Genomic DNA, 21806 nt, shown 5'->3' with positions numbered 1-21806 from the left:
TGATAAAATAAATGGGAATTATTTGTATTTAATTTATTGATAGGATTGTTATTGTTATTTTATTTCATTTTCAGGATGATTAAACGCTCGCCAAACAAAAAAATCGCCCACCATCCGATGAGCGATTCAAGCTTAGGCAGTATTAGTTTTGACGATAGTTCGGTGCTTCTTTGGTGATTTGAACATCGTGGACATGCGATTCTTTCATGCCTGCTGATGTCACTTTGACAAAGGTGGTATTAGCACGCATCTCTTCGATGGTACGGCAGCCTGTGTATCCCATCGATGATTTTAGACCGCCTGCCAGCTGATTGATAATACCTGCCACTGGGCCTTTGTATGGCACACGACCTTCGATACCTTCTGGGACAAGTTTTTCAACACCGTCTTTGGCATCTTGGAAATAGCGGTCTGATGAGCCGTTTTGACCACTCATCGCACCTAGCGAGCCCATGCCGCGATACGCCTTGTAGTAGCGACCTTGGAATAGCTCAACTTCACCTGGCGCTTCTTCAGTACCTGCCAATAGACTACCCACCATGATGCACGATGCACCTGCTGCGATGGCTTTTGCCATATCGCCTGAGAAGCGGATACCGCCATCAGCGATCAATGGGATGCGATCCTTGAGTGCGGTGGCGACATTGTCAATCGCACTGATTTGCGGTACACCAATGCCCGCGATGATACGCGTGGTACAGATAGAGCCAGGGCCGATACCGACTTTGACAGCGTTTGCACCTGCATCCATCAAAGCAAGTGCTGCATCGCCTGTTGCGATATTACCGCCGATGACTTGGATGTTTGGATAGTTTTTCTTGATCCATGCCACGCGGTCGATGACGCCTTTTGAGTGGCCATGTGCTGTATCGACGATGATGACATCGACATTGGCATCAATCAAGGCCTCAACACGCGCTTCGGTATCTGCACCTGTACCGACAGCAGCACCGACACGCAGACGGCCACGGCTGTCTTTGGCGGCATTTGGATTGTTTTCAGCTTTGGTGAAGTCATTGACGGTGATGAGACCTTTTAGACGAAAATCATCATCAATCACCACGACTTTTTCGATACGGTGCTTATGAAGTAGCTCTTTGATACGCTCTTGAGACTCGCCTTCTTTGACGGTCACTAGCTTATCTTTTGGCGTCATGACATTTGACACAGGCTGATTCAGATTGGTCTCAAAGCGTAAATCACGGTGGGTAACGATGCCAACGACCTTATTGCTACCTGCTTCTACGACAGGTACACCGCTGATTTTGTGCTCACGAGTGATGCGTAGCAAATCGCCCACAGTGGCATCAGGATTGACAGTGATTGGGTCAGCAACCGTACCTGCTTCGAATTTTTTGACATGGCGGACACGGCGTGCTTGATGAGCGATGTCCATGTTTTTGTGGATGATACCCAGACCGCCAAGCTGAGCCATTGCAATCGCCATCTTAGATTCGGTGACGGTATCCATTGCCGCTGAGATGATTGGCAGATTTAGGTTGATGTCGGTAGTTAGGCGAGTGCTTAGGTTGGTTTCTTTTGGTAGGACTTCTGAGTAGGCAGGTAGGAGCAAGACATCGTCAAATGTCAAGGCATCGTAGGCAATGCGTAGCATAGGTTATTTCCTTTGTAGTGTGCCAAATTATCCAAAAATCAGATAATTAGGTTGATGAAATAACGCCGTATTGTACCAAAAATTACAGGGTGTTGGCAAGGTTTTTTCAACTTATAAATCACAGCCTGCTTTTATTTGTATCGATTATCGTTAAAAACTGGCATACAACCCAAAACTTTGCCATAATACATGAAACCAATCAATGAGTTATCGTATGAAATTATCTACCAACTCCTTACTAACAAGTATGCTTGTTAGCACCCTATTACTGACCGCCTGTGGCGATAAAACACAAGCCAAAGGCGAAACAGCGACAGCGACGCCTGTAAGCGACAAGGCTGACACCGCTGTTATCAAAGCTTTGCAAGATAATCTGGATAAATCTGGCGTCACCATCAAAGTCACCAATGCCATCGCCACACAGATGCCCGATATGTACTGGGTCAGCTTTGATAACGCCCCATCGATGTTCACTGACAAATCAGGCACCTATCTGATTCAAGGTCAGATAGCCAAGCTCGGTGATGGCGAGCCTGTGGATATCGCCCAAAGCATCCAAGGCAGTATCGCCAAAGATCTACTGTCCCAAGTCCTAGAATCTGAGCAAATTATTTTCACCGCTCAAGGCGATAAAAAAGCCCACATCTATGTCTTCACCGATCCGACCTGTCATTATTGCCAAAAGCTGCACAGCGAGATCGATGCCATCACTGCAGGCGGTGTTGAAGTCCGTTACTTGGCTTGGCCACGCGCCCAAAAAGATGTCCCGCTTGCCAAGGCCATCTGGTGTAGTGGCGACCGTAAAGATGCACTGGCTCAAGCCAAACAAGGCAAAGCCATCAACGCACCTGACTGCGACAACCCTGTCGAGCAGCACATGGCATTGGGGCATACACTCGGTGTCAGTGGCACGCCAGCGATCTTTACCGCATCAGGCATGCAAATCGGCGGCTACATCCCTGCTGATGAGCTAATTCAACTGGCCATCGAGCATCAATAAAGCATGCAATAATCAAGATTAAGCATCATGATCAGATGAGCCGATAGATGAAGCAGCTCTATAAATATTGGTTTGCTACAGCTGTCGAAAAATTCATACAATTTGGTGAGAATTTAGCAAAAATCACTGGCACAAATCCATGACTTATGATAACTTAAGCAATTTACTCATTCTTTAAAAGGCACTGATACTGGCCAACCTCGCAATTGACTGCGTGATGGCTCAGCTCTTGCCTTGCCGTTTTTGCTGTTTTCCGAACTTACGGAGCTTTTTTGTGAACAAAACCATCAACATCGCCGTACTGGGTCTGGGTACTGTCGGTACAGGCGTGCTTAATCTCATCAAAGACAATGTCAATGAGCTGGCGCGCAGAAGCGGCCATCGCTTGGTCGTCACCCACGCAGGCACACGCCGTCAGCGTGATGATATCGATCCGAGCATCCACCAAACTGCTGATCTGATGTCGATCGCCGAAGCGCCAGATGTCGATATCGTCATCGAAGTCATCGGCGGCACCGATGTGGCTTATGATGTCATCACCCACGCCATCCGCCACAAAAAACATGTCGTCACCGCCAATAAAGCCCTACTTGCCAAACACGGTAACGAAATCTTTAAGCTTGCCGAAGAAAATGGCGTACAAGTCCGCTATGAAGCAGCGGTCGCAGGCGGTATCCCGATCATCAAGATCGTGCGTGAAGCCCTAGCCGCCAACAAAATCGACTGGCTAACTGGCATCATCAACGGTACTGGTAACTTTATCATGACCGAGATGCAACAAAAAAACCGCAAATTCAATGATGTCCTTGCCGAGGCTCAGGCACTGGGCTATGCCGAAGCGGATCCGACCTTTGATGTTGAGGGCATTGATGCAGCGCATAAATTATCACTACTGGCATCGATTGCCTTTGGTATTCCTGTGCAGTTTGATAAGGTATATTGCGAAGGCATCACCAAAGTCAGCCTCCAAGATGTCGTCTATGCCAAAGAGCTTGGCTATACCATCAAGCATCTGGGCTTTGCCATCCGCCGTGATAATGGCATCGAGCTGCGCGTGCATCCTGCACTGATCCCAAGCGATACCCTGCTTGCCAATGTCAATGGCGTCAAAAATGCCGTGATGATCGATGCGCACCCATTGGGACAGTCGCTGTACTATGGCGATGGCGCTGGTGCTGGTGCGACCGCATCGGCGGTGATGGCCGATGTGATGGATCTGATCTATGTCATCAAAGATGCCCTGCCAAGCGATGTGCCGCATCTGGCATTCATGCCTGATGAGCTGTCAGATACACGCATCCTACCAAGCGATGAGATGACTTCTGGCTACTATCTGCGCCTGACGGTCAAAGATGAAGTCGGTGTACTGGCTGACACCACGCGTATTCTAAGTGATAATGGCATTAATATCGATGCTATCCTACAGCGTGATGCACACAAATCAGGTCTGGTGCCGATCATCATTCTCACCCTACCTGTGGTCGAAAAACAAATGAACACCGCCATCGAGCAAATCGAAGCCTTGGGTGCGGTGGTTGAGCCTGTGGTGCGCATCCGCCTAGAAAGCTTGGAATAATCGCTTGGCTTGAACTGTCGCGAAAACCAAAAAGACGGCCTGATGGTCGTCTTTTTAATGGTGATAGATTAAATCAGTACGGCATGACACCATCAATCAATTAGTCATTGACCAAAACGCCTTGTTCATCATAAAGATCATAGTTGCCATCAGCCCGTTTGGCAGACAGATAGGTTCTGTTGTCATGATATGAAGATTTTTCGTAGTTAATATCCACAGCGTCATACCTCACAGGCACGACGATCTCACCCTTGGTATTGATCACGCCGTATTTATTGGACTGCTCTACCAGATATAACCCCTGAAAATCCAAGTTTGAGATCAGATCGTAATCATAGCCAGTTAATCGGGTTGAATGAATGTCCATCAAGGCATATCGGTCGCCATCTTTGACAGCGACAAGGTTTGGCTTTAGCAGTTCAAGATGTTGGTGCTTAAAATCGATGACTGTGTGATTATTGACATCGATGACGCCATACAGACCCTGATATTCTACTGCAGCCAAGCCATCAGAAAATCCAAAAGCATAATCATACATCAGAGGAATGACAAGCTCCCCTTTGGTATTAATAAAGCCGTATTTACCATCAACCTCGACTGCTGCCAAGCCATTGTCATAAAACTGATTGATCTTGTCATACATACCGATAGGGATAATAAAATTACCCTTGGTATCCACCAACCCCCAGCCATCACTGACCACACCCAAATTGCCAAACAAACTATCTTGGCTTAAATCTCGAGTCTCAACCAAAATCAGCGCAGCAGACATCGGTAAAGGATTGTCATACTCCCAATCGCTTGGCATATAGATCTGATGATATTGATTGGGTAAGATCGGTTTACCTGATGCATCCACCAAGCCCATCGGATAAGGAAAATCGCCAAAAACCGTTTGTAAATTATCACCGACAATGGCGACGCCTTTTTTATTTAAGCAGCCCACATGATCAAACTGTTGTTCAGTGTTTGGCTTGATGCACGCCATCTCGGTATAAGCTTCATCATCGATAGACGCATGACTGGTATTGAGCGATAAGACCAATATCATTATTAGATTTATCGCATAAGATTTTGGGCTTATCATAACCATCATCCAACCAAAAGAAAGTAAAGAGATCTATCACACCCGACGCCAAGTCGTGCCTGCTCGGCTATCTTCTAGCTCAATGCCCAGTGCTTTTAACGCTTCACGGATGGCATCAGCTTTGGCAAAGTCTTTATTGGCTTTAGCTTCGGCGCGCTCAGCGATTTTGGCGGCGATATCGCGATCACTCATGCCGTCTTTGGCATCACCATCGATTCTGGCCTGTAGAAATTGGCTTGGTGAGGTCTGAACGATATTTAGGACACTGGCCAAGGTTTTGAGGATGCGCGCCTGCGCCACCGCGGTCTGTTGATCGTCTGATTTGATGGCGCGATTCACCTCGCCTGCCACACCGAACAGCACGCTTACGGCCTTGGCAGTATTAAAATCATCATTCATCGCCGCTGCAAATGCCTGCCCTGCCTCGCTTGACCATGCCGCCTCATCGACATCAATATCGCTGTACATCTCAGCAGATTTGAGCGCCTGATACAGACGCGTCAGTGCCGTGTGGCTTTCTTTGAGCGCGGCATCTGAAAAATTGACAGGGCTGCGATAATGGCTGGATAATAAGAAAAACCGCACCGCTTCAGGGTTGAATTTCTTTAGCACATCACGGATGGTGAAGAAATTGCCCAAAGACTTACTCATCTTCTCGCCATCGATATTAATAAAGCCCATGTGCATCCAGTTATTGGCATAGGTTTTGCCACTGGCACCCTCGGATTGAGCGATTTCGTTTTCGTGGTGCGGGAATTGCAAATCATGCCCACCGCCATGAATATCAAAGGTCTCACCAAGACAGCAAGTACTCATCGCACTGCATTCGATGTGCCACCCTGGGCGACCCAAGCCCCACGGCGATGGCCAATGCGGCTCTGATGGCTTGGCAGATTTCCACAGTACAAAGTCAAATGGATGCTGTTTATCATCTGCCGCTGTCACACGCTCTGATGCGCCCGCTTGCATCTCATCAAGCTTGCGCTTAGATAGCTTGCCATAGCCATCAAAACGATCCACGGCATAATACACATCGCCGCCTGCGCCTTGATAAGCCAGATTCTTTACCATCAGTGTGTCGATCAGCTGCTGCATGTCCTCGATATGCTCGGTCGCTCTAGGCTCGCGATCAGGACTGCGGCAGCCCAGCGCCTTTTCATCTTGCCACATCGCAGTGATGAAGCGATCGGTCAACTCGGTGATGCTCTCACCATTTTCATTGGCGCGGTTGATGATCTTATCATCGATGTCGGTGATATTACGCACATAATTGACTTGATAGCCGATGGCGCGCAGCCAACGGGTGATGACATCAAAGCCCACCATGACGCGCGCATGTCCCATGTGACAATAGTCATAGACCGTCATGCCACAAACATAAATGCCCACCTGTCCTGCCTGCATCGGCGTAAATGGTCGCTTGGTGGCGCTTAGAGTGTCATATAAAACCAAATCTGCTTGGGTGCGCGTGAGTGCTGTGGCTGTCATGAAAAATCCATAGTATAGTCAATGAGTGAAATATGGGTGAATTTATGCCGCTTATCATAGCAAAATTCGCCAAACATTTCAGCAAAAACCCATCATATGGATGCAGTTTTTGGCTGATTTGATCAACGACTAGCATTAAATGATGGCGTAAATTTGACAGCGATGTGCAACTGGATGCGCCTATCTTGTTTTTTGGCTTTAAGCCAAAACCATTCACCTGTTGTGCAGATCGACTGCATTTAAGACGCTAGGCTCAAGTCGCAAAGTCAAATCACAAGTGATGCGCTGATGGCGGTTATGGGTGATTTTGCGCCAAAATTCGGCTATAATACGGATATTTTTAACATCTATTAAAATCTTGGAATGCTCGATATGACAACCAATCGCAAAATTCTTGTTACCAGTGCCTTGCCTTATGCCAATGGCCCGATTCACCTAGGGCATTTGGTCGAATACATTCAGACGGACATTTGGGTGCGTGCCATGAAAGCCATGGGGCATACGGTCACTTATGTCTGTGCTGATGATGCACACGGCACCGCCATCATGCTAAAAGCCGAAGCCAATGGCATCACGCCCGAAGAGCAAATCGCTACCGTCAAAGCCTCACACGAAAAAGACTTTGCTGGCTTTCATATCGGTTTTGATAATTATCACTCGACACACAGTCCAGAAAATGAACATTTTTCACAAGCCATCTACACCAAGCTTGAGCAAGGTGGCTATATCTTTACCAAAGATGTCGAGCAATTATTTGACACCGAAAAAGGCTTATTCCTAGCTGACCGCTTCGTCAAAGGCGAATGCCCTGAGTGTGGTGCAAAGGACCAATACGGCGACAACTGCGAAGTTTGCTCAAGCACCTATAATGCCACTGAGCTAAAAAACCCGTATTCGACATTGAGCAACACCGCACCTGTCATCAAATCTTCCAAGCATTATTTCTTTGATTTGCCAAAGTTTGAAGCATTTTTGAAGACTTGGACTAAAGGTGATAACCGCTTGCAATCAGCGATTTATAATAAGCTGTCTGAATGGTTTGAAGCAGGTCTTGCACCGTGGGACATCAGCCGTGATGCACCGTATTTTGGCTTTAAAATCCCTAATACACCCGCTGGTGAGCCAGACAAATATTTTTATGTTTGGCTAGATGCCCCAGTTGGCTATATGGCAAGCTTCAAAAATCTGTGTGATCGCACAGGCATGGATTTTGATGAATACTGGAAAAAGGACAGTACAACCGAACTGTATCATTTCATCGGTAAAGACATCGTTTATTTCCATGCGCTGTTTTGGCCTGCGATGCTCGAAGGTGCTGGACTTCGCACACCGACCGCCATCAATGCACACGGCTTTTTGACCGTCAATGGTGAGAAGATGAGTAAGTCTCGCGGCACATTCATCAAAGCTGAAACTTATCTTGAGAATCTCAACCCTGAATATCTGCGCTATTATTTTGCAAGTAAATTATCGGCAAGTGTCGAAGATCTTAACCTTGACCTTGAAGACTTTATGCAAAAAGTTAACTCAGATTTGGTCGGTAAAGTGGTCAATATCGCTTCTCGTTGCGCAGGTTTTATCCACAAAAATAACGACGGCAAATTGGCGGATACTCTATCAGAACCTGCCTTGGTACAAGAAATCATCGATGCAGGTAGCGACATCATGGCTGCCTATGAAGCGCGTGAATTTGGCCGTGCCACCCGCTTAATCATGGCGTGTGCTGATAAAGCAAACGAATATATTGATACGCATAAACCATGGGCACTAAACAAAGAAGGTAAAACCGAAGAAGTGCAAGCAGTTTGTACTGTAGCTTTGAACATTTTCCATAAGCTTGTGATTTATCTGGCGCCGATTTTGCCTATCTTATCTGAGAATGCCCGCAGCTTCTTGAATGTCGATAGCCTTGCCTTTGATACTCGCCACACGCATTTGGTCAATCACACCATCAACGCCTTTAGCCCACTGATGAGCCGTGTCGAAAAAGACAAAGTCGATGCGATGGTGAATGCATCCAAAGAAAGCCTTGAAAAACCAAACAATCAAGCGAATAACAAAGCGAACAAAGCTAAAACTGCTGAGACATCGACTGGGGCAACTGGTGAATTTATCGGTATTGATGATTTTGCCAAAGTGACAATGAAAGTTGCCCATGTCATTGAGTGTAATCATGTCGAAGGTGCTGATAAGCTTTTACAATTCACCCTAGATGTCGGTGAAGAAACCACCCGCAATGTCTTTAGCGGTATTGCTAAGTTTTATAAACCTGAAGAGCTAACCGGCAAAAAAGTCGTCTGCGTAACCAATCTAGCACCACGCAAGATGAAATTTGGCATCTCTGAAGGCATGATTTTATCCGCCGAAAAAGACGGTCAATTAACCGTCATCACCCTACCTGACACCATGCCAATCGGTGCTACTTTGGCATAATTATTTCCCCAACCTGCCCTATCATCGATGGGGCATCATTTGAGTGTTATTTATGAAAAAAATCGCAATCGCAACCGCACTACTGATCGCAAGCACTGCACAGGCTGACACCCTATACGGTCTGTATGCTGATGCCAACTATTGGCATACTTCTGCCGACATCACCGATAATGGCAGCAAGCAAAGCTTTGATGATGAAGGCAACTATATGCTATCGGCAAGCCTAGAGCACGGCGTGCCACTGATCCCGAATGTGCGCGTGCGTCATGCTGACATCAGCCACAGCCAAAACACCGCCATCGCCCGTGATGAAGTGGCATTTACCAGTACCGATGCCATTGCTTATTATGAAATTCTGGATAATGTGGTGAGCGTCGATCTGGGCCTAGGCGCCAAGCGTATCTCAGGCGATGTCAAATACACAGGCGGCGCGACGCTGGATCTGAATAAGACCTTGCCAATGGCGTATGCATCTGTCGGTGCTAAGCTGCCGTTTACCGGTCTGTCTGCCAAAGCTGAGCTTGGTGTCGGCGTTGGCAGTAATGTCAAAGCCACCGATGCGCAAGCTGAAATCAAATACGACTTTGTTAAGACCGCTGCCATCGATCTTGGCATCAAAGGTGGCTATCGTGTGCTGTCATTGGATTATGATGAGATGGATGTGAAATATCTTGGCAATGTTTTTGGCAGCCAAGTACCATATAAGGCGGACTTTAAAGGCCCTTATGTCGGTGTTGAAGTGCATTTTTAATGGTCAAACTCGATCATCCCAAGCAAAGCGCATCATTTCGGTGATGCGCTTTTTGTTTGGCTCGCTGTAAGGTATAATAAGCCATGCGAAAAATCATTCACATCGACATGGATGCCTTCTTTGCCAGTGTCGAACAACGGGACAATCCTACACTGCGTGGCAAGCCGCTCATCGTCGGTGGCGATCCCAATGGGCGCGGGGTGGTCGCCGCTGCCAGCTATGAAGCCCGTCAATACGGTATCCGCTCAGCGATGAGCTGCTCTGAGGCGCGTCGCCGCTGCCCTCATGCAATTTTTGTGCGGCCGCGTTTTGATGCGTATCGCGCGGTCAGTCAGCAGATCCAAGCACTGATGCACGCCATCACACCACTGGTTGAGCCTTTATCGCTTGATGAAGCCTATCTTGATGTCAGCGATGTCTGGCACATCCATGGTTCGGCAACCGCCATCGCCCAAAAACTGCGCCAAGACATATACACCGCCACAGGACTCACCGCATCCGCTGGCGTCTCAAGCACCAAAATGCTTGCCAAAATCGCCTCTGACATCAACAAGCCCAATGGCATCACCATCATCCCACCCGAACACGCTCAAGCACTGATCGACAGCCTGCCGATTGAACGATTTCACGGGATCGGTCGTGCCAGCAGTCAGCGATTGCATGAAATCGGGGTACACAATGGCAGGCAGCTGCGCTTGACACCGCTTGAGACTTTGGTGGCATTATTCGGTCAAAAGCGCGGCCAATTTTATCATGACATCGCGCATGGCATCGATGAACGCCAAGTTAAACCTGATCGCGTGCGAAAATCTGTCGGCTCTGAGGTGACCTTTGGGCAGAATATTCATCGAGATGAGATCTTATTACAAAAAATCCGAGAACAAGCCGAAGAAGCTTTTGATGATCTCAATAAAAGGCAACTACAAGCCCATACGGTGACGCTAAAAATCAAATACGCTGATTTTAGCCAGATCACTCGCAGCCACTCACTGCCATCGGCTTATACCAGCGCAGATTTGGCCTATCAGTGGCTGGTGCAGCTGTTTCGCGACATTCCACGCACGCAGCCGATTCGCTTGGTAGGCGTCACTTTTTCAAATCTTGATTCATCTCAGCGTGAGGTGCAGCTGGCTCTGTTTTAGTTCAGGCCAAGAGCCATCAACTGGACAGATTTTCATAATCATCGAGCGCTTTGGCGATCAGCGAGGTCAAAGACTGGATGTTTGGCAGCGTTGATTGACAAGCAGTGATACCAAAATCAATCCGATCTTGATAATTGGTGAAGCTGATGTTCAGCGCTTGGCCATCAAACAGCACCGAAACTGGATAAGCAGCTTGTAATTTGGCGCCATTTAGGTACAGCGGCGTATCATCGCCTGGCACATTGGAGATGATGAGATTAAAGGCTTGTTTTTTAGGATATAAACGCGTCGCCAAATTCACTCCTGCCCATGCATAGTGCGCGGCGGTGTAATTGATAAACTGCGACTGCGTCATGCGAGCGATGCGCGCCTTACCTGCTTGCATGCTTTGATGGATTAGCTGCAGGCGATGCTCTGGATCGGGGCTATGCGTCCCTAAGTTGGTTGGAACAAATGAGATTTGGTTGCCGATGGCGGTGTTATTTTTGCGCAGTGAGGTCGGCACAAAGGCGATCAATGGATCCTCAGGCAATGCATGTTGCGACAGCAAATATTCTCTTAACGCCTGAGCGCAGACCGCCAAAATCATGTCATTGGTCGATACCGACAATCGCCGAGCCACACGGACAAAGCGCGCCTTTTCAAGAGCGATGATCGACAGATGGCGGCTGGTGCCGATGCGCTGATTGAACATCGATTCTGGCGCGTTGAGACTGCTGATAAAATCGACAGCATCTGTATTGGATAAGGTTTGTTGAGAGGTTTGATAATCGCGCAAAAGCTCAGAGGACACAGGCCATACGCCATGCAGCTGATCTTTTAGGCGATCGCGCCATCTTCTATGCTCGATGGCAAAGCTGCTTTTTTTATTACGGATATTGCGCAGCCAAAGCGGCTGAGACAGGCGCTCATCCGGCAGATGCGACAGCGAGCGTTGAAACAGGCGCATCGCCGCCACACCATCCATCAGTGTATGATGCACTTTGATATATAAAATAAAGCGCTTAGAGCCACCCTCATATTCAGGCTCCAAATTATCAAACAAATGCAGCTCCCACAGTGGGCGGCTGCGATCAAGCCTGCGTTCGTGCAGCCTTGAGATCTGCGCCAGCGCCTCACTCATCTTGGCGGTTTTTAAATGATGATAGTGACAATGGTGATGGATATGAAATTTGCGGATATTGCGCCACATCACCCCACGGTGCAGCACTTGATTAAAAGGAAAATTAGGCAAAGCATCTGTGTCAATTTGGCTGATCAGCTCATTAAAATAATGCTCATCATGATCATCAGGCAGCTCAAACACACAAACCCCTGCGACATGCATGGGCTGCTTGGCATTTTCTAAGAATAAAAACAGTGAATCGACTATGCCAACCGCGCGCACTTGACCATCCTTAAGATCCAAAAATGCTTCATGATAGCAAAATTTGCCTCACTTGATAAGTGACTTTTTTGAGGATTTTAAAATTTTCTAAGCACCCTTAGCCAAACCAACCCTCAAGATAGATCGCACATCGCCCAAAAGATCAGGCGGTACGATCAGCATGGTGGCTCATGATGTGAAAAAATACCCCGTCTGCGGACTGCTGGCTTGTGCCATATAACGAGCTGGCATACGGCCTGCTAAGAATGCTTCACGGCCTGCAATGACGGCGTGCTTCATCGCAGATGCCATCAAGATAGGCTGCTTGGCATGAGCGATGGCGGTGTTCATCAGTACGCCATCACAGCCAAGCTCCATGGCGATGGCAGCATCTGAGGCAGTGCCGACGCCAGCATCAACAAGAACAGGTACTTGTGTCTGCTCGATGATGAGGCTTAGGGTATGGCGGTTTAGCAGACCAAGTCCTGAGCCGATCAGGCTACCAAGCGGCATGATGGCAACACAGCCCATGCTTTCAAGCTCTTTGGCGACGATCGGGTCGTCTGAGGTATAAACCATCACCTCAAAGCCATCATCAATCAGCACCTTGGCGGCTTTGACAGTTTCGATGACATTGGGGTACAGATTCTGATCATCACCCAGCACTTCTAGCTTGACCAGATTATGGCCATCAAGCAGCTCACGAGCCAGCATACAGGTACGCACAGCACTATCAGCATCAAAGCAGCCAGCGGTATTTGGCAAAATGGTATAACGCTCTGGTGAGATGACATCGAGCAGATTTGGTTCATTTTTATGCTGACCGATATTGGTGCGGCGAATGGCAACCGTGACAATCTCGGCGCCGCTGGCATCGATGGCAGCAGCAGTTTCGTTTAAATCCTTGTACTTGCCTGTACCGACAAGCAGGCGAGAGCTAAAGGTGCGTGACCCGATGGTGAGTAATTCTGCGCTCATGGCAAATCCTTATCTATCATGAATGAGTTGCTCAAATATCGTACAGTATAACGGCAATCCCAGCATTGGTAAAGTATTTTTGGTAAGATAACTAAGCCCAAAAATGGCACAAAAAAATTAAGTTTAAGACAACAAAAAACCCACCGATATCATCGATGGGCTTAGAATATGGGGCGACTAATGGGACTCGAACCCACGACAACCGAGATCACAACCCGGGGCTCTACCAACTGAGCTATAGCCGCCATAATAAACTTTCAGGCATATGGCGCGCCTGGCAGGATTCGAACCTGCGACCACCTGCTTAGAAGGCAGATGCTCTATCCAACTGAGCTACAGGCGCTCGAGTGGCTTAGTATGTCAGTTTTCACCAACAAAAAAAGCCTGTTCGGCTTTAAAAGATGGTCGGAGTGGAGGGATTCGAACCCCCGACCCTCTGGTCCCAAACCAGATGCGCTACCAAGCTGCGCTACACTCCGATCTTTTGGTGACGACCAGCTTTTTATTCATCAGCTCGTCGTTGTGGTGCGTATAATACAACTAAGACCCAAAAGTGTCAACAACTAATTTTCAAAAAATGTGATAAATTTCATAAATTATTGATTTATATATAATTTATTACTAGCATCTTAGACAGAATCATCCTCACGCACGATGGTCATCCCGATGGCGATGGCAGCGCGTGTGCCGCCAGTCAGATGGATGATGCTGCGCGTAGGGTCAAGTTCATTTAATCGCTCGGCTGCTTTTTGCGCCTTAGTACCACCGCCGCACAGCACATACACATCCCCAGTGGTGCGGTCGAGCAGTGACTTATCTAGGGTATCCAAAGGGTGATTGATGGCATGTTCGATGTGGCCTTGTTGATAGTTATCCGCATCTCTGACATCCCAGATGGTTTTGTCACTGCTTGGTTGAAATTCGCTGATGTCTAAAGTGGTAATCATACTTGCTCCTTTACATGATAAGCTTGTCGGCTGCATCGATCGGCTGGCCAAAAGCTGACTTATAATAAGACTTTATAATCATATGCACCAGTCTATCATATGTGCTATGATGATAAAACCTTTTTATATTCGCTAACGATTTTGTACGGTGGTATGCATGGTTCATCACATCCATCCAAGTTCAGCCAAACCCATCCAAAAGCCATCGCCCAATCGCCTAAAGATGCTTGGCATGCAGACAGGCTTGGGTCTATGGACAGCGTGGGGCGCGATGGCGTTGCTGATTCATAAGCCGATGGGTATGGCCACTTATCCTACGATTGCCGCCTTAACACTGATCTATGCGGCCGGTATTTACCAAACCAAAACCGCGCGCACGATGAGCCTTGTGCTGCTGCTCGCTACCATCAGCGTGTGGCTATATGCCCAAAAACCCAGCAATGATCGTGCTTGGCAGGATGAGGTCGCCATGCAGCTTGTGCATGAGATTCAAGGCGATGTGGTGACCATTCAGAATGTTCGCAATTTTGAGTGGATCAGCGAAACTGAGTATGTGCCGCGCTGGCAGACGCGCCAGTATGATTTGGCGCAGCTTGACAGCCTAGATCTTATCTTATCAATTTGGTCAAATGACAACATCGCACACACGCTCATGTCCTTTGGTTTTGCAGATGGCGAGCGCGTGGTGTTTTCCTTTGAAATCAGAAAAGAAATCGGCGAGCAGTTTTCATCCATCGGTGGGTTTTTTCGTCAATATGAAATGACACTCATCGCCGCCGACGAAAAAGACATCATCTACACCCGCAGTAATGTGCGTGGTGAGCGCGTCTATCTGTATCCATTATCAGTGCCAAAAGATGAGATGCGCGCGCTGTTTTTGGCCTATCTACAGGCTGCCGATGCGCTCAGACACACGCCAAGCTGGTATAACACCTTAAGCGATAATTGCACCACCGCGATTTTTGATTTGTGGCGATCAGTACGCGACATCCCAAAAGATTATCGCGTGCTGGCCTCAGGTCGCCTGCCAGAATTTTTGATGGACATTGGCATCATCGATGGCTCAAAAGATCCACAAGCCAACAAAAGCCGAGCTTTTATCAATCCCAAAGTCCAGCAATACCACCACCAAAACCCGATCACAAGCCATGATTTTTCCAAAAAAATCCGTGAAGATCTATGATGTTTGGACACGACACATGAATTTATTTAATTTTATAATTAAAATCAATGACTTATGGATTTTTTATCAAATTGTCATCATTTTTATCAAAAAATGCTTGCCAAAATTTAAAAACCCTATATAATACGCAACATCAAGACGACGCGCTGATGCGCTACTTGATATAACAACTTGGGGTCGTGGCGGAATTGGTAGACGCACTGGATTTAGGTTCCAGCGCCGCGAGGTGTGAGAGTTCGAGTCTCTCCGACCCCACCAAATTTAAAAAGCCAGTGAGTGATCATTGGTTTTTTTATTATCTGCATGCAGCAGTCTGTGGGCAGATTCCCCATACGGGCCTATAGCTCAGTCGGTTAGAGCAGAGGACTCATAATCCTTTGGTCGCAGGTTCGAGCCCTGCTGGGCCTACCATCTCTTCTTTGATTGACACGAAGTTTTTTTGTTGGGCAGTTTTTAGTCATCGCCCTACTTTCTTTGGTTATTTTGTCATGTGCTATAAAAAAGCACGCCCTGCCCATCATTTCATTAACTAAATGTATCCGCTTTATCTTGTCAAAGCCATGCCTTTTGAGTATGGCATTGATAGCCTTCATGACATCCGACTGCCTGTTATCGCACACACAACCAGTCTTATTACACCACCCAAACAGCCATCAAAAAAGCCAAGCAAATGCTTGGCTTTTTTGTAAATTAACGAGCTACAGGGATCGTCACCTCATGCGAGGTTTCGTTTAAGGCTGCAATGGCAGCGGCATCCGTCGGTGCAGGCAGCGCCTGTGTACCCTTTGGAGTATATACCAAGCCCAAAGTTCGGCTGGTTTCAGTGCGAACTTGATCAAGCAATGCTGGATCTTTGGCCAAATCTTTACCGTACGATGGGATGATCTGCTGGATCTTAGCTTGCCATTTGCCAGCGACTTGCTCTGGGAAGGCCTTTTCTAGCAGATTTAGCAAGATGTGCGGTGAAGTCGATGCACCAGGTGATGCGCCCAGCAGTGCTGTGACTGTACCATCTTCTGAACTGAAAATCTCAGTACCGAACTGCAATTTGGCCGCTTCGTTTGGTAGCTGCTTGATAATCTGTACGCGCTGTCCACCTTGGAATGCCTTCCAGTCTTCAAGTTTGGCCTCTGGATAGTACTTTTGCAGCTCTTTTAGACGCTCGGCATCACTAAGCATCACTTGGCTGATCAGGTATTTCACCAAATCGGTATTCTCAAGACCGATTTTCGCCATTGGAAAAGCATTGTCCTTGGTGGCTGAGTTGATCAGATCAAGCTGTGATCCATTTTTAAGAAACTTATTAGAATAAGTAGCAAATGGGCCAAATAACACATACTGCTTGCCATCGATGTAGCGTGTATCGATGTGCGGCACCGACATTGGAGGCGCACCAAGCTCAGCCTTGCCATACACTTTGGCGTTATGCGCCGCGACGATCTCAGGCTTGTCAGTCATCAAGAACAGACCACCGACTGGGAAGCCTGCATAATATTTGCTCTCAGGTAAGCCTGTGTACTGCAAAAGCTTAATCGCTGCGCCGCCTGCACCGACAAAAACAAAGCGTGTTTTGGTGTGCGTGGTTTCGCCAGTTTGCAGATTTTTAACGCTCACTGTCCAAGTCTGATCCTCATTACGACTGATGCCTGTGACTTCGCTATTTGAGGACAGCTTAAAGTTTGGCTTCTTGGTTAGGCCATCGATCAGCTGCGTGGTGATGGCGCCATAGTTGACATCAGTACCGACATCCATGCGGGTGGCAGCGACCTGTTGAGTGGCATCACGGCCTTGCATCACCAAAGGCGCCCACTTGGCGATCTCAGCTTTATCTTCGGTATAAGTCATGTCGCTAAACAGCGGTGATTGAATCATTGCTTGATGGCGGCGCTTTAGGAAGTCCACTTGATCGCCCCACACAAAGGCAATGTGCGGCACAGGGTTGATAAAGCTTGATGGCGTACCCAAGCGGCCTTCTTTGACCTGATGAGACCAAAATTGCTTGGCGACCTCAAACTGAGCGGCAATCTTCTCAGCGCGCTCGATGTCGATGCTGCCATCCTCACCCTCGACGGTGTAGTTCATCTCCATAAAGCCTGAATGGCCCGTGCCGGCATTGTGAAAGCCGTTTGAGCTTTCTTGGCCAACTTTATCCAAGCGCTCATACATATGGATCTGCCAATCTGGCTCAAGCTCATTTAAATAAGTGCCCAAAGTCGCACTCATGATGCCGCCACCGATCAGCACTGCATCGACGACTGGCTCATCACTGGCGCTTTCAACGGGCTTGGTTGCGACATTGCGAAATAAGAAAATCAACACAGCAATCAACACCAAAACGATGAGTACTGCCAAAATGCGTAAAAATTTTTTCATAATTAACAACTAATACTAAGATCTTTGGCCAAATACTGCCAAAAGACAAAAAAATATGCACCCGCCATTCGGCTAAGTGCATCCAAAACTTGGCTATTATAAAGCCATTATCCCAAAAAATCAGCAAATCTCACAATATGTAACAAAACTGTGAACGCGCATCGATTTGGCTTAGGCCACCCAAAACAAACAAACCGCCCAACAAGGACGGTAAGTCTGCTTGAAAAACCGAGAACGGCTTGGAGAAACTTTCAAATTGATTGCGAGTTATCGCGCGGATAAGAATGTGTCTAAGAATAAACCAAGCATCAGATACCGATGACAATATAAAACACTCACACCATCTGTGCTAGATCAATCAATCGCTTAGGCAGTCATCGGCAGTGGTTCAGCATTGCCTTTGGCCAGTTTTTTTAGGACAGCTGCGATCATCTCGCTTGTGATCGGCTGTTCTTTGCCTTTTGATAGGATGTTCATTTCGATGATTTGGCGTTTTGGCTGTGTCATGTGAAACTCCATAATTTTTTTATTTAATCAAGCTGATCGGCTTGAATTTGATCCGTGAGCAACTTGTGAATATCGGTTACTTGATGGATGTAGTATAACCCAAGTTAACAAATGTACACAACGACAAATTGCCATTTTGACCCGATAAAGTGTAAACACTTGTTTCATTTTTGACACACTTTGTCATATTTGGCGAAATATTGAATTTAAGTGAAAATGACTATCAATTTACTTCGGTGAGTCGCCAATCACCCATAAAAAATGCCCGAACTTGTCGAGCATTATGAAGTGATTCACCTTAGCCAATCAGTGCATTTTCCCAGCGTGGTACGACAAGCTGCATCAACGGCTTGAGCAGTTTCATATTACACGCAAATACTGAGCCTGTGGTCATCGCATTTGGTGCACCCTTGTGATCGACGACGACGCCACGCGCTTCGGTGACAATCAGCTCACCTGCCGCCACATCCCATGGCTTTAGTGACATCTCAAAATAGCCATCAAAGCGACCTGCTGCCACATAGCACAGATCAAGTGCTGCCGAACCGAAACGGCGTACCTGACCGCCATTTTCGCAGATGGCTTGCAGGCTGGCAAAATGCTGACGAGCAAAGCTCACACGCTCTTCACCGACCATACGCTCATAAGGATGACCCGTGGTGAATAGACCGCCTTCGATGGTTTTGCGTTCGCTGACTTGTAGGCGACGCTGATTCATCAATGCACCACGGCCACGACTGGCTGAAAATAGCTCATCACGCACTGGATCATAGACCACGCCATGCTCGGTGACGCCATTTTTTTGGACTGCGATTGATACACAAAAATGCGGTACGCCATGCACGAAGTTTTGGGTGCCATCCAAAGGATCAATCACCCAGCACCAATCCGCATCATTGCCCTTACCTTCTTGTAGGCCAAATTCTTCGCCCAGATAAGAGTGATTTGGGTAGCTTTCTTTGAGTGTTGCGATGGTCAGCTCTTCGGCATAACGATCGATTTGTGTCACAAGCCCATCCAGCCCCTTGGACTCAACCGCCAAATCTAGGCGGTGGCGATTTTGATGCGCTCGCAAAATTTCATGACCCACTTTTTTGGCAGCATTTGCCGCCATGACAACCATCGGTTCCATAACTCACCTTTTCAATAAGTAAATGACTAAAGTTTAAATAAAAGTTAAATAATACATTATCATTCGTCATGATAATGGGCAATTTTTTTATAGCCAATCTGCCAAAGACTGATAAATCCCATCCGCATCCAAACTGCAAGCAGCCAACTGCTGTTCATGGCTGGCGTGCTCAATAAAGCGATCGGTGATGCCAAGATTTTTAAGGGTTACTTGATGACCCTTTGCAATCACATATTCATTGACTGCACTGCCTGCACCGCCTGCGATTTGATGCTCTTCGACTGTAGCGATATGAGTTACGCCTGAGCTGATCAACTGATCAATCAGGGCAGTATCTAGCGGTTTCACCCATCGCATATCAACCACAACCACCGCCAAACCATTGTCAGCCAAACGCATGGCAGCAGTTTTGGCATCGGCCAAGCGTGTGCCAAAGCCAAGTACGGCAAGCTTACCACCGTGTGCTGTGTCAACATTATCCGACTGCCAAACGACATTCGCCCGACCAATCTGTACAGGTGCATCTGCCACATCCACCGCTCGCCCAATGCCATTACCCCGTGGATAACGCACCGCTGCCGTGCCTTGGTGCTGATAACACGCATTTAACAACTGATGGCACTCGTGTTCATCGCTTGGTGCAGCGATGATGATATTCGGTACGCATCGCAAATACGCCAAATCAAACACACCGGCGTGTGTCGCACCATCTTCGCCCACGAGTCCCGCTCGGTCGATGGCAAAGGTGACATCGAGATTTTGGAGTGCCACATCATGAATCAGCTGATCATAGCCACGCTGTAGAAATGTCGAATAAATCGCCACCACTGGCTTTAGCACACTTGTCGCCATACCCGCTGCCAGTGTCACAGCGTGCTGCTCAGCGATCGCCACATCAAAAAACCGCTCAGGATAAGCACTGGCATACTCGACCATACCTGAGCCTTCCGCCATCGCAGGGGTGATGGCGACCAGTTTATCATCGGTTTTGGCGGTGTGCATCAGCCAGTCGCCAAAGATTTGCGAGTATTTTTTGGCAGGTGTGCTTGGCTTATTTGGCTGATTTGCAGTCGATGCATCAGCAGTTTTTGGCAATTTACCAATGGCATGATAGCCAATCGGATCAGCTTCTGCCGGCAAAAAGCCTTTGCCTTTGACCGTATGCACATGAACCAGCACCGCCCCTTTGAGCTGGCTTGCTCGCTCAAGCACACTGACAAGCTTTGGCAAATCATGACCATCAAATGGCCCAAGATAAGTAAAACCAATCGCCTTAAACAAATTATCAGCAAATAGCTTATCGCCAATTTTCTCAGCAATCTTATCAGGCAGTGGCGATAATGGCGTACCACTAAACAAACCGCTGATTTTCTCGCCAATCTTACTCGGCAGACGGCTTGATACATCTTCCAAAGCTTCGTTTGCCATGTGTAGATAATGGCGAATACGACGATCATCAGATGAAATATCACGCTTAACCATCAAGATATTGCCATGCTTGTCAATATCCATCGCAAGCCCCCGCTGCCATAGGCGTGCCAAGTGGCGTGAAAATCCACCAATCGCAGCTGAGATAGACATATCGTTATCATTGAGCACGACGAGCAAATCGGCATTTTGCTGCACGGCATCATTCATCGCTTCAAACGCCATACCGCCTGTCATCGCCCCATCACCAATCACAGCTGCCACTTTGCGATTTTCGCCAAGCAGACGAGCAGCCAGACTCATGCCCAGTGCTGCTGAGATGGATGTTGATGAGTGACCCACGCCAAAGGTATCGTATTCGCTCTCATTTCGCTCAGGAAAAGCTGTCAAGCCATCTTTTGAGCGGATGCTTGGCAAGCGGTCACGGCGACCTGTCAGCACCTTGTGCGCATAGGCCTGATGACCGACATCCCAAACGAGCTGATCATAAGGGGTATTTAGCACAGTATGCAGTGCAATCGTCAGCTCAACGACGCCAAGATTGGCACCAAAATGCCCACCGCTTACGCCTGTTGAGTATAGCAAATACGCACGCAACTCATCGGCAAGCTGGATCAGTTCATCGCTGGATAAGTGCTTTAAATCGGCAGGCGACGCCACCCGATCCAAAATCGGCGTAACAGGACGCTCTGCCAAAAGCTCGGTGAACACTTTGGCTTGATACGATTTTTTAGAAGTGGCTACATCAGACATGATTCGCTAAATTCCAAGAGCTTTGATAAATTCGCTTTTCATCGTCA

16 protein-coding genes and 5 tRNA genes are annotated in these 21806 nt (G+C 47.7%); 8 read left to right on the top strand and 13 right to left on the bottom strand.

The window, feature by feature from the left end; translation table 11 throughout:
- Positions 1–142: 142 nt before the first annotated feature.
- Positions 143–1615, bottom strand: a complete 1473-nt coding sequence (gene guaB, locus B0681_RS07550; RefSeq protein WP_078318128.1) for an IMP dehydrogenase — start codon at positions 1613–1615, stop codon at positions 143–145.
- Between the two features lie 214 nt (positions 1616–1829).
- Here guaB and B0681_RS07545 point away from each other — a divergent pair, with 214 nt between their 5' ends.
- Together B0681_RS07545 and B0681_RS07540 are read left to right on the top strand one after the other, a co-directional pair.
- Complete coding sequence (locus B0681_RS07545) at positions 1830–2615, top strand: DsbC family protein (RefSeq protein ID WP_078318127.1); 786 nt, start codon at positions 1830–1832, stop codon at positions 2613–2615.
- A gap of 274 nt (positions 2616–2889) precedes the next feature.
- On the top strand, positions 2890–4191 hold the full coding sequence (locus tag B0681_RS07540; protein WP_078318126.1) for a homoserine dehydrogenase: 1302 nt from the start codon (positions 2890–2892) through the stop codon (positions 4189–4191).
- 100 nt (positions 4192–4291) lie between these two features.
- Here B0681_RS07540 and B0681_RS07535 read toward each other — a convergent pair whose 3' ends face one another.
- Positions 4292–5242 carry a WG repeat-containing protein gene (locus B0681_RS07535; RefSeq protein WP_211271515.1) on the bottom strand — a complete coding sequence of 317 codons (951 nt, stop codon included), beginning with the start codon at positions 5240–5242 and terminating at the stop codon, positions 4292–4294.
- Between the two features lie 72 nt (positions 5243–5314).
- Positions 5315–6766, bottom strand: coding sequence for a cysteine--tRNA ligase (cysS, locus tag B0681_RS07530; RefSeq protein WP_078318124.1), 1452 nt, complete (start codon positions 6764–6766; stop codon positions 5315–5317).
- Positions 6767–7138: 372 nt separating this feature from the next.
- On the opposite strand from cysS, the gene metG reads away from it, so the two are divergent.
- The 3 genes from metG to dinB all read left to right on the top strand — a co-directional run bounded on the left by metG (position 7139) and on the right by dinB (position 11092).
- Entirely contained in the window at positions 7139–9199 is a 2061-nt protein-coding gene (gene metG / locus B0681_RS07525; RefSeq protein ID WP_078318123.1) for a methionine--tRNA ligase, read from the top strand.
- 52 nt (positions 9200–9251) lie between these two features.
- The gene (locus B0681_RS07520) at positions 9252–9950 is read left to right on the top strand and encodes a TIGR04219 family outer membrane beta-barrel protein (protein ID WP_078318122.1); all 699 of its coding nucleotides are present in this window, start codon (positions 9252–9254) and stop codon (positions 9948–9950) included.
- Between the two features lie 83 nt (positions 9951–10033).
- Entirely contained in the window at positions 10034–11092 is a 1059-nt protein-coding gene (dinB, locus tag B0681_RS07515) for a DNA polymerase IV (RefSeq protein ID WP_078318121.1), read from the top strand.
- Positions 11093–11108: 16 nt separating this feature from the next.
- Here the strand turns inward: dinB and B0681_RS07510 are convergent, their stop codons facing one another.
- From B0681_RS07510 to B0681_RS07485, 6 genes are all read right to left on the bottom strand, one after another.
- On the bottom strand, positions 11109–12500 hold the full coding sequence (locus B0681_RS07510; protein WP_228143885.1) for a wax ester/triacylglycerol synthase family O-acyltransferase: 1392 nt from the start codon (positions 12498–12500) through the stop codon (positions 11109–11111).
- 147 nt (positions 12501–12647) lie between these two features.
- On the bottom strand, positions 12648–13436 hold the full coding sequence (locus B0681_RS07505) for a thiazole synthase (RefSeq protein WP_078318119.1): 789 nt from the start codon (positions 13434–13436) through the stop codon (positions 12648–12650).
- Between the two features lie 169 nt (positions 13437–13605).
- A tRNA-His gene (locus tag B0681_RS07500) sits at positions 13606–13681 on the bottom strand.
- Positions 13682–13702: 21 nt separating this feature from the next.
- Positions 13703–13779, bottom strand: a tRNA-Arg gene (locus tag B0681_RS07495).
- 59 nt (positions 13780–13838) lie between these two features.
- Positions 13839–13915: transfer RNA gene (locus B0681_RS07490), tRNA-Pro, on the bottom strand.
- Positions 13916–14065: 150 nt separating this feature from the next.
- The gene (locus tag B0681_RS07485) at positions 14066–14383 is read right to left on the bottom strand and encodes a rhodanese-like domain-containing protein (RefSeq protein WP_078318118.1); all 318 of its coding nucleotides are present in this window, start codon (positions 14381–14383) and stop codon (positions 14066–14068) included.
- Positions 14384–14540: 157 nt separating this feature from the next.
- Between B0681_RS07485 and B0681_RS07480 the strand changes: the two genes are divergently transcribed.
- The 3 genes from B0681_RS07480 to B0681_RS07470 all read left to right on the top strand — a co-directional run bounded on the left by B0681_RS07480 (position 14541) and on the right by B0681_RS07470 (position 15977).
- Positions 14541–15566, top strand: coding sequence for an Lnb N-terminal periplasmic domain-containing protein (locus tag B0681_RS07480; RefSeq protein WP_078318117.1), 1026 nt, complete (start codon positions 14541–14543; stop codon positions 15564–15566).
- A gap of 173 nt (positions 15567–15739) precedes the next feature.
- Positions 15740–15824 (top strand) — tRNA-Leu (locus tag B0681_RS07475).
- 76 nt (positions 15825–15900) lie between these two features.
- Positions 15901–15977, top strand: a tRNA-Ile gene (locus B0681_RS07470).
- A 279-nt stretch (positions 15978–16256) separates the two neighbouring features.
- On the opposite strand, the gene mqo is transcribed toward B0681_RS07470, so the two are convergent.
- The 4 genes from mqo to dxs all read right to left on the bottom strand — a co-directional run bounded on the left by mqo (position 16257) and on the right by dxs (position 21759).
- A complete protein-coding gene (gene mqo, locus B0681_RS07465) occupies positions 16257–17939 on the bottom strand; it encodes a malate dehydrogenase (quinone) (protein ID WP_078318116.1) in 1683 nt (560 codons plus the stop codon).
- A 366-nt stretch (positions 17940–18305) separates the two neighbouring features.
- Positions 18306–18446, bottom strand: coding sequence for a hypothetical protein (locus B0681_RS10445; protein ID WP_169835689.1), 141 nt, complete (start codon positions 18444–18446; stop codon positions 18306–18308).
- A gap of 298 nt (positions 18447–18744) precedes the next feature.
- Positions 18745–19578, bottom strand: coding sequence for an inositol monophosphatase family protein (locus tag B0681_RS07460; RefSeq protein ID WP_078318115.1), 834 nt, complete (start codon positions 19576–19578; stop codon positions 18745–18747).
- 87 nt (positions 19579–19665) lie between these two features.
- Positions 19666–21759 (bottom strand): 1-deoxy-D-xylulose-5-phosphate synthase, encoded by a 2094-nt coding sequence (dxs, locus tag B0681_RS07455; RefSeq protein WP_078318114.1) that lies wholly within the window; start codon positions 21757–21759, stop codon positions 19666–19668.
- Positions 21760–21806: the final 47 nt, after the last annotated feature.

It is taken from the genome of Moraxella porci DSM 25326 (assembly GCF_002014855.1).
GTDB classification, from domain to species: Bacteria; Pseudomonadota; Gammaproteobacteria; order Pseudomonadales; family Moraxellaceae; genus Moraxella; species Moraxella porci.
The sequence above is the reverse complement of the archived record's forward strand: the minus strand, read 5'-3'. Positions and strand labels throughout refer to the sequence as shown.

Coding starts and splice junctions, on each gene's coding strand:
- guaB (WP_078318128.1), bottom strand. CDS start 1,615: ATGCTACGCATTGCCTACGATGCCTTGACATTTGACGATGTCTTGCTC.
- B0681_RS07545 (WP_078318127.1), top strand. CDS start 1,830: ATGAAATTATCTACCAACTCCTTACTAACAAGTATGCTTGTTAGCACC.
- B0681_RS07535 (WP_211271515.1), bottom strand. CDS start 5,242: ATGATATTGGTCTTATCGCTCAATACCAGTCATGCGTCTATCGATGAT.
- cysS (WP_078318124.1), bottom strand. CDS start 6,766: ATGACAGCCACAGCACTCACGCGCACCCAAGCAGATTTGGTTTTATAT.
- metG (WP_078318123.1), top strand. CDS start 7,139: ATGACAACCAATCGCAAAATTCTTGTTACCAGTGCCTTGCCTTATGCC.
- B0681_RS07520 (WP_078318122.1), top strand. CDS start 9,252: ATGAAAAAAATCGCAATCGCAACCGCACTACTGATCGCAAGCACTGCA.
- dinB (WP_078318121.1), top strand. CDS start 10,034: ATGCGAAAAATCATTCACATCGACATGGATGCCTTCTTTGCCAGTGTC.
- B0681_RS07505 (WP_078318119.1), bottom strand. CDS start 13,436: ATGAGCGCAGAATTACTCACCATCGGGTCACGCACCTTTAGCTCTCGC.
- B0681_RS07485 (WP_078318118.1), bottom strand. CDS start 14,383: ATGATTACCACTTTAGACATCAGCGAATTTCAACCAAGCAGTGACAAA.
- B0681_RS07480 (WP_078318117.1), top strand. CDS start 14,541: ATGGTTCATCACATCCATCCAAGTTCAGCCAAACCCATCCAAAAGCCA.
- mqo (WP_078318116.1), bottom strand. CDS start 17,939: ATGAAAAAATTTTTACGCATTTTGGCAGTACTCATCGTTTTGGTGTTG.
- B0681_RS10445 (WP_169835689.1), bottom strand. CDS start 18,446: ATGACACAGCCAAAACGCCAAATCATCGAAATGAACATCCTATCAAAA.
- B0681_RS07460 (WP_078318115.1), bottom strand. CDS start 19,578: ATGGAACCGATGGTTGTCATGGCGGCAAATGCTGCCAAAAAAGTGGGT.
- dxs (WP_078318114.1), bottom strand. CDS start 21,759: ATGTCTGATGTAGCCACTTCTAAAAAATCGTATCAAGCCAAAGTGTTC.